Consider the following 13968-nt stretch of genomic DNA (forward strand, 5'->3'; position numbering starts at 1 on the left):
GATGACGACGCTTAGTGAACCGCGCAACCGCCTGGTGCAGGTCATCGAATCGACCGAATGGAACGGCATCGATTTTGTCGAGCTCATGGCGGTGGATGCGACGACGCTCTACGTCCATTTCCTGAACGCGGTGCCGGTTGCCACGGCGGGCATCGCAGTCACCATCGTCGGCGGCGACCGCATCCAGGGAATCACGGTGCATCCGGTCGACAACGCAACCGGCTGGAGCGTCGACGCGGATGGCCGGCCGATACTCGCGGTGAAGGTGAGCGAGGCCGGCGACTTCTCGACCTATACGCTGACGATCACCGGCGCACCGCTCGATCCGTCCTACCAGAGCACGACGTTCTCGTTCAAGGTGCTCTGTCCAGCGGATTTCGACTGTGCCGCGAGCGCGCCGTGCTGCACCGGGCCGGAGCCGCCGTTGCCGGCGATCGACTATACGGCGAAGGACTTTCAGAGTTTCAGGCAGGCACTGAGCGATTTTTCTGCCCAACTTTATCCTGCGTGGCAGGAGCGCTCGGAGGCGGACTTTGGCGTGATGTTCATGGAGGCCTTGTGTGCGCTCGCCGACGAGTTGAGCTATCTACAGGATCGCGTGGCGGCGGAGGCGACGCTGCTCGGAGCGACGCAACGCAGATCGCTCGTCAGCATGGCGCGGCTGGTCGATTATGAGCCGCGACCGCTATTGTCGGCAGTGACGACCGTGCAATGCAACGTGGTGGGAACGACGGTGCCGCCCGGCGCATTGATCAGCGCGACACGTCCGGATGGCGTCGTGGTGCCGTTCGAGATCGGTACCGGTCTCGCGGACACCGCCGCGTATCCGGTGTCGCAGAAATGGAACTTCGGACAGTTGCAGCCTTACTGGTTCGACGACAGCCAGCGCTGCCTTGCATGCGGGTCGACGGGGATGTGGCTGCAGGGGCACGGGCTCGGATTCGTGAGCCCGTCGCCAGGGCAGCTGGGTACGGCACTGCTGATCCAGACAGATCTACCCGGCGAAAGCATCCGTGAAGTAGTCCACGTCATATCGAGCACAGAGGCCGTCGACGCTATCTTTCCGACCCCCGGCAGCAATACGCCGGTGACCCGAATCACCTGGGCGGCGTCTGAAGCGTTGAATCGCGACCACGACCTGACCAGGACGCAGATTGGAGGCAATCTGCTGCCGGCCACCCAGGGCCAGCGGTTCGGCGAGGCGTTCGTGGTGGGGACCGCGCCGGCCGCCGCCGTGACGTTGCCCGTCGCGATCGCGCGGCGGGGGCCGAATGCGACGGATGTGCAGCCGAACTGGATCATCCGCTATCCACTCTCGAACGCGCAGCCGGCTTCGATGTCGGCGCTGGCTTCGCTCGCCACATTGTCCACAGGGGCGAATCCACGGCTGACCTGGCTGATGCCCGGGTCCGGCGAAGCGGCAGGCACGGTGGTCGACCCAGACATCGTGACGGCACTCCCGGAGCTGGCGGTGAGCCGCCGCTTGCCCGAGCCGCAGCCGTTCACGTTTGCAACCAGCTTGCTCGATGCGAGCGCCACGGAGACGAGCTACACCGTCGATCCAGCTGCGTGGCGCGTGGTCGCGGCCAACGCGCAGGGCGTCGCGTGCCAGTGGGAGTACGACGGCGACGTGGGCGACACGCTGCGTTTCGGCGACGGAACCTTCGGCGCCGCGCCGAACGATGGGGATGTGTTCGACGTGCAGTACCGCCTAGGTCTGGGCGCGGCAGGCAATGTCGTGGCGGACGCGGTTTGCAGCGTCGACGTCAGCGCGCGTGTATATCTGAGCGGCGTGCGCAATCCGTTCGACGTGACGAACGGAGCGGACGCGGAGACGGTGCAACGGATCCAACGCATGGCGCCGCAGGCGTTTCGCGCGGTCCAGTATCGGGCAGTGCGCCCGGAAGACTACCAGGCCGCCGCGCAGACATTGCCGTGGGTATTGAAAGCCGGAACGTCGTTTCGTTGGACTGGAAGCTGGTTGACCGTGTTCACGACCGTCGATCCAAAGGCGAACGGCACGAGCGGCTCGAGTGCGACGCTCACTGAGGAGATCGAACTGATCGAGTTGCTGAACCGCAGGAGGCTGGCTGGCTACGAGTCGTATGCGCCGCCGCCGACGCTGGTGTCGATCGATCTGGTGATCACCATCTGCGTTCAGATGGGGTGGCTTGGCAGCGATGTGGAGCGGGCGGTCCTCAGCAGGCTGGCCGACGCCTCGCAGACGGGCGGCAGCGCGGGGTTCTTCTACGCGGACAGCTTCACTTTCGGCACGCCGCTGTATCGCAGCAGTCTGGAGGCGGCCATTCAGGGCGTGGCAGGCGTGAGCGGGGTGCTGACTGTGGAGTATCGGCGGCGCGGCGCAACCGAGGTGTTTCAGCCGCTGCCCGATGTGTTCGAAGTGGGACCGGATGAGATCCTGCGCGTCGAGAACAACCCGGACTTCCCCGAGCATGGAACGATCCGGGTGAACGCGATGGGGGAAAGATGAGCACAGTAGCGGTTTGCCCATGCGACGGCGCCGCTGCGGCGCCGCTCACCAATTTGCCGGGTCTCGCGCAGATCGGATTTCGCGCGGGGGACTTCAACGACTTCCGGCGCGCGCTTCTGACGCCGTTGCTGGCCCCGTCGGGCCAGGCGCCGCTCGAGCAGTCGCTGGTAGCCTGGCGCTCGGGGGCAGGTTCGGACCCGTCCGCGGTAGATCTCGCGGTGATGATGATGGAGTGGTGGGCCTATCTCGCCGACATCCTCACGTTTTACAACGAGCGCATCGCCAACGAGGATTACCTGCGCACCGCTTTGCTACCGGAAACGCCAGCCGAGCTGATCCGGCTACTCGGCTACCGGCCGCGGCCGGCCATTGGCGCGACCGGCACGCTCGCGGCGCTCGTGTCACCGAGCCTGCTCACGGGCAAGACCGTCACGCTGCCTGCGGGGCTGCAGTTCCAGAGCAAGCCGGGGCCGGGAGCTGCACCGCAGACTTTCGAGCTGACTGCCGCAACGCCGATCGGCACACCTGATCGCGTGATCGCGTTGCCGCCGCAAAACCTCGTCGCCCAGTCTGCCGCCAACGTGTATAGCGTGCTCCTGCAAGGCACCGTGAAGTCCCTGAGCCAAGGTGCGATTCTGCTGCTGGGCACGCGCGACGACACGACGGCAGCGGCACCTATTACATTGAACGCGGCGCCCTCTTTTCTGACCGTTGCGGGCGGTCTAAAGCAGACGCAGCTGAGTTTTACTGGAACGCCACCTCAGGGATTGAGCGCGGCAAACGCGCGGCTCCTGCAGGCAAATCAGCGAGCCGCGCTATGGACGGTCAATTCAGGCACCCTGAGCGGACAGGGCAATACCGTGATCCAGCTGGCGACACTCGTGCGCCAGATCCAGGCAGGCGACTGGGTCTTGCTGACCGCCGGGCAGACCGTATTGCAGCTAGCCCAGGTTCAGCAGGTGAGCGACGTGCTGGGCGACGCGCAGACTGGAGGTTCGGCGCTCGGTCTGGGGTCCGAGGCGTCGCCTATTCCGATTCTGCACACTCAACTGACGCTCGATCCAGGGTTGTCCAACGTTCCGTCATCGCTCGCTTCGGTCAGTGTCCTGTTCGGCTGGGTGGAGGTCGGCACCCTGGTGGACCAGCCGCCGGCCGCTTGGGACGGACAAGGCGTCCTGCAGGCCGTGCAACCCATGCAGTTCGCACCCGCTGCGTCGGCGCCGGTACTGCTGCAGGATGTGAACGGCACGGGCGCTGCCGCGACGGTGAATCAGACGGGCGGCACGAGCCTCAGCGTCAACTGGCCGACGACGACGGCCGTCCCCTTGTCGCCCGGCCTGCAGCCTCCAATCGACGTGTTTTATAACCTGCTAGCCGTCACCTGCGGCAAGACGGTCGTCAACGAGATCGTCGGCAGCGGCAAGGCCTCGATGGCCGGGCAGAGCTTCACGCTCGCGAAGTCGCCGGTCACTTATCTGATGAGCGGTTCGACTTATGCGAGCACGATTTCGCTGACGGTAGACGGCCAGCCCTGGACGGAAGTCGAGAGCTTCTATGGGCAGCCGGTCGATGCGCAGGTGTTCGTGACGCGCGAGGACGCGCAGCAAATCACACACATCGATTTTGGCGACGGGGTCAACAACGGTGCGCGGCTGCCGACCGGCACCAACAACGTCGTCGCAACCTACCGCGTCGGCGCTGGCGCGGCGTCCCCGCCCGCGGGCAAGCTGACCGTGATCGCCCAGAGCTGTCCGGGCCTGCAATCCGTGGTGAATCCGGTCGCGGTGAGTGGTGGTAGCGACCCGGACCCGCCGTCGCTGCTGAGGACCTACGCGCCACGCTCGGTGCTCACATTCGGGCGCGCGGTGTCCGTGCTCGACTACCAGGCACTGGCCGCGCAGGCGCCTGGCGTGTCGATGGCGACGGCGGTTTGGTCATGGGACGCCAGCAACCAGCGCGCGGGTGTGGTCGTCTATGTTGCTGGAGCAACGAACGTCGCCACCTCGGTGCAGACCGTGCTCGTCGCAGCCGGTGATCCGAACCGACCGGTTTTCGTGCGCGAGGCCACCGCGATTACGGTGACACTGACTCTCGGCCTGCTCGTCACCGCCGGGATGGATTCCGGCGCGATCGAATCGTCGGTGACGACGGCGCTGTGCGATCCGCTTACTGGACTCTTTTCGCCCCCGTCTCTCGGGATCGGTCAAGCGCTGTTCGACAGTCGCATCGACGCCGCATGCCTCGCCGTAAGTGGCGTGGTGGCGATCCAGTCGTGCAGCTTCGTGTTCAACGACCAGGTGGACCCAGGACCGCAGCACCTACCCGGTGAGGGCGCGTTCTTTTCTCTGGCGAGCGCCGATCTGTTCCTCAACACGGAGGCACAGTCATGATCGACGACGGATACGCGCAGTGGTACGCCCTGCGCCTATGGAACCTCCTGCCGGCGATCTATCGGACACTCGACCTCGGTCCGGCGCCGGACGCGGCCGGACCGTTGCGCGAGATCGTGAACCGCATCGGCGCGCAGGCGGCGGTCGTCCGGCGCAACATCGACCGCCTCAGCGAAAATCAGTCGATCGAGACGTGTGACGACTGGGCGATTCCGTATATCGGCGACCTCGTAGCGACGCGCCTCGTGAGCTGCCTCGACGCCGCGGCGCAACGCATCGACGTCGCGAAAACGATCTACTATCGGCGGCGCGCGGGGACCGTGGGCGTGCTGGAGGAGCTCGCCGCCGATATCGCATCGCGCGACGCGAGGGTGGTCGAGTTCTTTCGCAGACTGGGCCGCACGCGCCACCAGTTCGACCCACCGATCAGCTACCAGATCGAAAACCCGGTCAACGGGCCGGCGGGATATACGGGCACGGCGTTGCAGGTGGCGCAGGGGCTGATCAGCGCGTACAGCGGCACGCCCGCCGGTGGTTTCGCGGACCTGCGCAACGCTTACGGCGCGAGCAATACCGGCACCGCGTTCGATGAGTATGCGTACACCGCCGATCTGCGTCAGGGCGGACAGAGCTTGGGCTGGTACAACATTCGTCATCTCGGGGTGTTTCTGTGGTGGCTGCAGGCGTTCCCGATCGTGGCTGCGACGCCGGTAAAGAGCAGCGCGGCGAATGCGTGCTTCACGTTCGACCCCTCCGGGCGGGACATCGCGCTGTTCGCGCCGTCGCAACGCGCGGCGAGCTCCACTTCGGCCGCGTGGGGCGAGAATTGGGTGTCGCCCGACGAGTGGCAATTGCCGGTGGCGATTCGCGAGACGCTATGGCAGATGGCGCGGCAAACCGCGCCCGGATTGCTGTATGACGTTGCATTCTCAGTGGGCTTGCTGGCAGGCGGCACGAGCGCGCCGGTGCCGCAGACGACGCTGTTGATCCATCCCAGTACCGGCCGCTTCAGTTTCCCCAATGGTGCTCCCGAAGGTTTCCTGACCACGTCCTATCATTTTGGATCGCTATCCGAAATCGGCGCGGGCGGATACAAGGAGGAGAATTTGACGCAGCTGCCGTTGCCGGAACCGGCCACGGCGCTTTCGGGCGGCACCGGGCTCGACGCCGCGCTCGCCGCCGTGACGGCGGACGCGACGCTCCGGATCATGGATACGCTGACCTACGCGGGGCCCGTGCAGTCACTCTCGGTGCCGCAGGGTCGCACGGTAGCGATATGCGCCGCAAGCGGGCAGCGACCTGTGCTGCGTTGGACGACAGGCACGCCGGCGAGCTGGGTGATCGAGGGTAATGCGGCGAGTGGTGGCGGTAGCGGCACGCGGACTGTTCTCATCCTGCAAGGAATCTGGCTGCAGGGCGCCGATGTCGTGCTGCGCGGAAGTTTCGACACGGTGTACCTGCGGATGATGACGATCGATCCGGGCACTGCCGGTGTCGAGCCTCAATGGTTCGGCGCGGCGATCGACGGACTCGCGTTGCGGCCCTCGACGCTGTGGATCGAGGGTGAAGTCACGCAGCTGGTGCTGGAGCGCTCGATCACGGGGCCGATCCGGTCGAGGAATGGCGGTGCGATCGAGACGTTGACCATCACCGACAGCATCGTGCAGTCGATCGCAACGCACGCGGTGACGCCCAGCGCGCCGATGCAGAACCCGGTGATCTTCGATCCTGCGAGCCTCGCTGCCTCGCTGAAGTCCCGCTCGAACGCGCTCGCGATCACGGCGGTCGAATCGTCACCGACGCTGGCCGCCGCGCTCGAGCAATACACGTTGGGCTCGGCTCCATCGGCTGCGATCGTGCAGGCGATGACGGCGGCGATCACCGCCTTCAGCCAGTCACAGGCGGAAGCCGCGTGGCCGCTTGCGCTCGCGGATCTGGCACTCGGCTTCTCCGAAGGCACTGTGACGCTGTCTCGCTGCACGATCCTCGGGCCGACACACACGCATCGGTTGCAGGCATCGGAGAGCATTCTCGACGACGTGGCGATGGTGGAAGACGCGCAACACGGCTGCGTACGCTTTACGGCATTTGCGAGCGGCAGCAATTTGCATCAGCCGTACCGGTCGGTGCAGGTCGGGCCGCGAGCTGCGTTGTTCGTGACGCGCGCGTTTGGGCGCCCAGAATACGCGCGACTGCGCGGCGACGCGGACGCCTTCATCCTGACGCCCGCCTCGGGCGCGACCCATTGCTGTTCGGAAGGAAGCGCCGCGGGCGAGACCATTCTCGAGGGCGCGCAGAACGGCTCGGAGTTGGGCGTGTACTGCTTGGAAAGTGTCGCGCTCAAGCGGCGTGGTTTGACGCTGAAATTCGATGAATATGCGCCAGTCGGCCAGATGCCGGTCTGGATCGACGTGGATTAGGGCGCCCGGGCGAACGGTCCTCAAGGGGAGCAAACGTGGGAAGCGATCGCGCACGCATCAGTTTCGATTCGACTCGCGACTACCGCATGGTGATCGCGCAGCAGGGCCGCGTCACGCTCGAAGCGGACATCAACGAGCAGACCACGCTGATGAGTGAGGCGCTACGACTGGAGACCATCGACATGGTCGGGCCGGCTGGCACGCCCGACCATGGCTATCAGGTGTCCATCGACTCGAACGGCCAGTTTGCGGTAGGCCCGGGCATCATGTACGTGGGCGGGTGGCGCCTGCAACTCGCGGTACCGGGGGTCGAGCTCGGCAACCAGCCGGACTGGCTCGACCAGCCGCCCGCACCAGCCGCCGAGGGACAGCGCGAGGCGCTGGTGGCTTTGCTGGTGATCGAACAGAGCGTCTCGGCAGTCGAGGACCAGGCGCTGCGCGAGGTGGCGCTGGGTGGCCCGGACACGGCGGCGCGCATGCGGCTGATGCAACATTTCGTGCAGATTCCCACGCGGGCGACTACCTGCGCCGACGCAGCGCAGGCGTTTGCGCAGACACTTGGAGGAGTGGGGCTCGCGCTCGATCCCCACACGCTTGCGCTGACTTTCACCGCGCAGCTCAAAGTGAGCTTCTACCCGCCGACGGCACCGGCCGATCCATGCTGCCCGCCCGCGCAGGGGGGCTACCTGGGGGCCGACAATCAACTCGTGCGGGTCACTGTGCTCGACTATGATCCGACGACGAACACCGGCAATCTGCTTTGGGGATGGAACAATGCGTCGTTCCTGTATCGTGCGAGCCTCGTCGACCCGAGTGCGAATCCGCAGATCCTTACGCTGAGTCCGGCGCCCGTTGATACGGCTCACATGCCGAAGGCAGGGCTCGTCGTGGAGGTGTTGCGCACGACGTCTGTGCTCGGCGATGCAGACGACCAGAACTATATCGCTGCGCCTGAAGGGGAAGTCGTCACGCTGGCTGGCGGCACTGTGTTCGACCCGGACAGCAATCAGTTGACGCTGCCGACCAACACGACGCTCCCCTCGAGCTACCAGGCAGACAAGAACCCGCTCTTCGTGCGGCTCTGGCAGGCTCAGGTCGAGTTCACGAACGCTCAGCCTGCACAGCTCGATACGGTGTCCGGACTGGCGGTCACCGTGCAAATGAATGCACCGTTGCCGAAGGGCCCATTGCACGCCAGGCCTTTCTGGCAATTCGCGGTGCGTCCTAACACTCCACAGCAGGTATACCCGCAGCGCTACCTCGAAGCGCCGCAACTGTCCGACGGACCACGCCGCTGGCTTTGCGACCTCGCCGTCATCGGCGCTGCGCAACGCGAGCGCAAAGGGACCGTGCTCGCGGACTGTCGGATACCGTTCGTGCCATTGACCGGCAATGCGAGCCAGACGTGCGGCTGCGGCATTACGCTGGGCCCCGACGAGGTGATCGCGAGCGGAGGTCTGCAAGCGGTCGCCGACGCGCTGGCCAGCAAGCACCAGTCGCTGAACCTGTTGCCCGGCAGTTACCTGCTCGATGCCCCGCTGACGCTGACGGCCGCGCACAACGGCTTTACGCTGGCCGGTTGCGGCGCAGGCGTGCAGCTATCGGCGAATCCGAACTCGATCGCCGCTTTCTCGGCAGGGCAAGGGCTGATCAATGTGGTGGAGGCCGTCAACGTGACGTTGCGCGACCTGTCGCTGACGCTGCCGGTACAGACGGTCATGCCCGCCGCGCCGCCGGCGGGTCAGGGAGGCGGGCAAGAGGCGCAACCCACACTGGCGACGCTGGTCGGGGTGCTGGTCGACGAGGTGCTGGATGTGACGATCTCGGACTGCCAATTCGACTTTGTTCTACCGCAGCTCGGTGCGGCAGGCGACGCGCAGCTCACACTCGGTGCTGGCATCTTTGCGCCCAACGGTTGCGGCGGGTTGAAGGTCGTCGACAATGATTTCAAGTGCTCAACGCTCGGCATATCGTCGCCGACGCACGCGCGACTGCTCTGCGCGATCTGGATTACGCCGCCCGCGGGCGCGTCCGGCGAACCGGCGGCTAATGCCAATGGCGATACGAACTCGACCGCAATAACGGTCGACAACCTGACCGTCAACGGCAATAGCTTTACGGGCATGACCATTGCGGCGCTCGTGGTCGCACAGCTTGGCTTCATCCGTTGCAACAACAACCGGGCCTGGAATTGTTGCGGAGGTTTCCTGTTCGTCGAATCCGACATCGGCTCGAACACGGCGATGCTGCGCGCCGCGCTCGATGTGGAGCAACAGACGCCCGCGCAGGCCGGAGTCGCGTCCTTGCTACGCCAGGCGGTACAGCCGACCTTGCTCGCCAATGCAGTGCAATATGCTACGAAGCTCCGTGCCGCCGCAGCGGTGAAGCCAGCCGAACCCTCGGCTGCCACCGGTGCCGCCGTGGGTATGTCGAAGGAGGCGAGAAGGGTGCTCGTCGCGGACTACACCACGCGTGGAAGTGCCGCGTATGCGACGCTGGTGAAACAGGCTGCGGCGCTGGGCAATCAGCAAGGTGCGGCGCCAGTACTGGACGATGAAACGTATAAGGCGAACGTCGTAGCTTTGGACACACTGCAGAACATCGGTGTGCAGGCCGAACTCTACATCGAGGCCATCGAGCCGGATATTGCGCTGCGCAACAACGACCTGGCGCTCGTTGCACCAATCGACTCAGCGGATCACACCTCCACCGGCGGCGTGCTCGGTCTGCTTGTATTGCTGCAACAAGGCGGCGATACGGGGACCGTCTTCGTATCGGGTAACCGCGTCGACGTCCCAAACACAAGTTCTATCGCGCTTTCGGCACTATGGGCCGTCGACACGCTGGTGACGGGCAATCTGTTCAATCAGGTCGGGGCGCAGAACGCGTACGGCGCAGTTGCGTCGACCGGATTACCTTGCGCACTGCTCGTTGCAGACGCCGCCGACGAGTTGATGGTGATGGCTAACATCATGCATCTGGGATTGTTCGTCGCTCCTGCACGCGCGGTGCCGCCGGGTGTGCAGACGACGAGCTGGGATTTTATGAACACCACGGGGTGATGTGGTCGAGGGCGAAGATGCAGGGTTCGTCCGAGGCTCGGAAGGAGGTACCGGTGTTTGCTCCGAAAGTCACTGATCCACAGTTAAGGGCAGCCGAAGCTTCCCAGTGCGGAATGGCGCGTCGCGATCCTGTTAGGGTCGAGAATCGTGGTCCAGTTCGCGCTCCGCCAGAGGATGCGCTACATCTCCAACGCGCGATCGGCAATCAGGCAACACTGCGGCTTCTGGCCACCCGGAATTCGCCCAACGGAGCCGAGGCACCGATCTTACAAAGACAGTCCGACCAGGAGAGCGCCGGGGTAGGGAATGTTGGATCTACCGGCGTGCTACCCCAAGATGACAGCATTGCGACTCAAGCAGATAGCGGGCAGACAACGACCCCAAAACCAGGTTCTTGCATTGAGACTTTTCTAAACCAAGGATCTGGTCTTACTGGTAAGCCACTGGGTCCGACTCCCTCGGCCGCTGGGTTTCTTTATGGCATAGAGATACAGTTTCGATTTGACTCTACCTCCTTTCCAACGATTGGAGTTTTTCGTCCCGCTCAGTGGGCCGGACCACAAGCAGTTTGGGTCAAAACGGGTAATCCAATAACTTCCACCTGGGCTAATGCTCTTAACGATCCAGCAGGGTCGGGCCCAGACGATCCGCTTCCGCAAGCAATTTTCCGAGGGCCCGGTGTGGTGGCGTTCTACGACTCGCCGGGCCCTATTTTGACAAGTCTTGGTAAGCCCGGCTTTTCTAGATATGTTGCGATGGCCAATTTTACGGCATCCGTCAAGGGCGACCCATCGGCTGGAGGGCAAGCGCAGCGTGTATGCCAAGACATCGCCTGGCATTATATTGTGAGTTTGGGTAATGAAAATTGGACCTCCCCAACCGCCACACCTAGATGGACCTTTATTGCAGGTACGGAAGCTGGCGTAGGATGGGTCGATATAAACAATCCACCCGCCGTGTAGGAGTGCGGCTTTGACACATGGATCCCAGACGACCCGCACCAATTATCTGCCTGGGATCCCATACCGAAACTAACACGATGCCGGTCAGCGCAGCCCGGTCCGGAACCGACTTGCGGCCCCGATACTTGAAGCGGCTTGGCTTCACTGGTGGTAGCAGTGGCTCGAACGATCGAGATTTACACGGTTGGATTACTGGCCAACACCCCCCTGCGAAACCCTTTTATGAATTTCTCAAGGCTTCAAAGCCCCAGCGTTGAGGCTGCCCCGCCGGCATAGATCAGCGTCGTACACGCTCCGGGACTGGCGGGCGATGCAGCAGGGAAGCGTGTGGCTTCGATCTTTCCTCCGGTTCTGCTGCTGTAATCCAACGCATCGACAAATGCAGTAGCGACTTCCTGAGCACAGGGGATGACATGATTCGCAGCGGCCTTCGCCTGGCCGAAGCTTATGTGCTTGTCCTTGACCCGCGAGGCGAGATAGGCGCACGCAAAGGTCTGGATTTTGGGGGCGAACAGCGCGATGAGCGCTGCTCGGTTGGTTAAAGCGCCAGAGGGGTCGACCATCCCGCCGTTCATGGTCAAAAATGCCCTCGCGCGCGTTGTCCACGTGGCCGTTGGCGCGGCAGGCGAAAGATAGTCTTGCAAAACGTCTGATAGCTTTTTGCCCGCCGCGATATTGGGTGCCGTCACGGCGGTGGTATTGCTCGTGGCAACGACCGATGCCGCGACGTCGCCTTCGAGGTTGATGGACCCGCCGTAATCGGATCCCGAGAAGACTGCGCTCACACTTACGGTCGGCGCGGCCACGCGCCGAATTGCTAGGCTGGCGGCGCCGCCCCCGAGATCGCCGAGCCACGTGACGAGTTCGGTGCCCGTGCCGCCTAATTCCACGTCAATGCTGCCGACGACGGGCACGGGCACCGAATGCTTGAGATTGGTCGAGAGGGCCGGATCACCACGTGCGTCAAGGCCAATGATGAGATGCCCAAAATCGACTTGCCGACCACTCGGATCTGTCATGTCCTGGCTGTTTTTGAGCGCGTCAGACAGACCGCAGCCCAGTGCTGAGCGGACGTCGGGCGGAGTCGACATCGCGACGTTCGCCTCAGAGGGGCGCGTAAAACGCTGAAAGCCCTCGTTGCGAGTCGTGCTTTGCTCGACCGAATAGTCGAGGCTCCAAAGTGTGCCGTAAAAGAGCCCGCGAAGCGCATGGATCTGATCCTTGGGCGAAGTAATTCCCGAAGTCACAAGTGCTGCCTCGGCGGCCCTTACAAGGTCGATCAACTCCTGGAACGAACGAGCCTTGGAAAACATCGTCGTACAGCGAGCAGGGGTGCCCACGACTGCTCCCGGCTGGCTAGGACCCGGCGCGGCGACCGGGCCCGCCATGTACTCGTCGCGGCCTTTCTCGTAACCTCTATCGTAATCTGCCAGCCCGTCCACGTTGAGCGGTCCAGGATGCGGGATGTCTCCCTTGAGCGCGTCTCCGTATCCCCGTTTAAATTCGTCGGAATCGACCTGGCACCGGACGATCGACGATTGCAAGGACACGCTGAGGCGATTGGACGAGGATTGCTGAACGACATGCGTCAGTTCATGTGCGAGGAGGCGCCGTCCCGCGGACGTGGCGGGCTGATATCGGCCGGCGCCGAACACGATGTCGGCGCCGGCCGTGTACGCCGCTGCCCCGATTGAAGCCGCTGAAGCCGCCGCGCCGGCGTCCGTGTGCACACGCACTGAAGAGAAGTCGTAGCCAAAGCGGTCTTCAAAGTGCGTCCGCGTGTAGATGTCGAGCGGATGGCCGGACGAGCGAAGCGCTTGCTCTACGCCTGCGGGCGCCTCGCGCGTGGAGGCCGCGGCAGCGAGGGACGGCTTGCGCTGTACCGTCTCCGCCTTCTCCTCTTCCTCGCACGTCGAGCATTTGCGGTTGATATCGCGGGGAGCGGCGGAGATCGGGGGCCTCGGCTTGGGTAGGCCCATCACCCGGTCGGCGACGAGGTCTGCCTCATGTTCGAGCGGGTCGTCGAAGGCTCCAATGACAAGCTTCCGCTGTATGACGCTGGGCTGACGAAAGGCGCTCAGTGGGGAGGAGGACCGTAGTCGGCGCGCGCGGTCGGGCGGAAACGATGGGGCTCCCCTGAAATCCGAAGAACCGTCGCAAGGTACCGCTCGGACCGGCGTGTTTTGCGGAGCGAGTTCTTGCCTATGATCGCGGCTGGACGTCTCTGCAGTCGGCCTCCTAGTCCGTTTGGCCATGAGCTGCAGCGTTGCCTGATTGCCTATATTTCGTTGAAGCAACAGCGCCTGTTTGACCGAGCCGTGGTGTTGCTCCGTCAAGCCTGGACGCTCACGCTTCAGGCCATTGGACGAACCTCCGGCAATCTCCGTCTGCGGCTTGGTAACCTTCGAAGAAAACATGGCTGGCCCTCCAGTAGGCGATACAAGCGCGTTGGCAATCCCCCTGCGGCGAATTGTTCTGGCCCCATGCTTAGGCGATGAGTTGAACTCTCGGAACGCGCCCCCGATCAGTAGCATAGTTCGAGTTTTTTTGACGTAACAGGGCTCCGGGTTCGCAATTCGTCGCATCGCCGATGCGTGGCGGCGCGGTCGCGAAGTCGAATGCTCAACGGTCGGACGAAGCGCC

General features: G+C 63.9%; 5 protein-coding genes. 4 read left to right on the forward strand and 1 reads right to left on the reverse strand.

Going from position 1 to position 13968, the window contains the following annotated elements; all coding sequences use genetic code 11:
* Position 1: 1 nt before the first annotated feature.
* From OKW37_RS28200 to OKW37_RS28215, 4 genes are read left to right on the forward strand one after another with little or no spacing between them, the layout of a single operon-like run.
* On the forward strand, positions 2-2491 hold the full coding sequence (locus OKW37_RS28200; protein WP_429402874.1) for a hypothetical protein: 2490 nt from the start codon (positions 2-4) through the stop codon (positions 2489-2491).
* A complete protein-coding gene (locus OKW37_RS28205) occupies positions 2488-4881 on the forward strand; it encodes a baseplate J/gp47 family protein (RefSeq protein ID WP_429402875.1) in 2394 nt (797 codons plus the stop codon). Before OKW37_RS28200 ends, OKW37_RS28205 begins: the two co-directional genes overlap by 4 nt.
* Positions 4878-7301, forward strand: a complete 2424-nt coding sequence (locus OKW37_RS28210; RefSeq protein ID WP_429402876.1) for a hypothetical protein — start codon at positions 4878-4880, stop codon at positions 7299-7301. The genes OKW37_RS28205 and OKW37_RS28210 overlap by 4 nt, the downstream gene beginning before the upstream one ends.
* Positions 7302-7336: 35 nt before the next feature.
* The gene (locus OKW37_RS28215; RefSeq protein ID WP_429402877.1) at positions 7337-10363 is read left to right on the forward strand and encodes a DUF6519 domain-containing protein; all 3027 of its coding nucleotides are present in this window, start codon (positions 7337-7339) and stop codon (positions 10361-10363) included.
* Between the two features lie 1201 nt (positions 10364-11564).
* On the opposite strand, the gene OKW37_RS28220 is transcribed toward OKW37_RS28215, so the two are convergent.
* Positions 11565-13742, reverse strand: a complete 2178-nt coding sequence (locus OKW37_RS28220; protein WP_429402878.1) for a DUF4157 domain-containing protein — start codon at positions 13740-13742, stop codon at positions 11565-11567.
* Positions 13743-13968: the final 226 nt, after the last annotated feature.

This window comes from Paraburkholderia sp. MM5482-R2 (assembly GCF_050436125.1).
In the GTDB taxonomy this organism is placed as follows: Bacteria; Pseudomonadota; Gammaproteobacteria; order Burkholderiales; family Burkholderiaceae; genus Paraburkholderia; species Paraburkholderia tuberum.

Bases quoted from the DNA above. Each gene is read 5' to 3' on its own strand.
- OKW37_RS28200 (WP_429402874.1), top strand. From the start codon at position 2: ATGACGACGCTTAGTGAACCGCGCAACCGCCTGGTGCAGGTCATCGAA.
- OKW37_RS28205 (WP_429402875.1), top strand. From the start codon at position 2,488: ATGAGCACAGTAGCGGTTTGCCCATGCGACGGCGCCGCTGCGGCGCCG.
- OKW37_RS28210 (WP_429402876.1), top strand. From the start codon at position 4,878: ATGATCGACGACGGATACGCGCAGTGGTACGCCCTGCGCCTATGGAAC.
- OKW37_RS28220 (WP_429402878.1), bottom strand. From the start codon at position 13,742: ATGTTTTCTTCGAAGGTTACCAAGCCGCAGACGGAGATTGCCGGAGGT.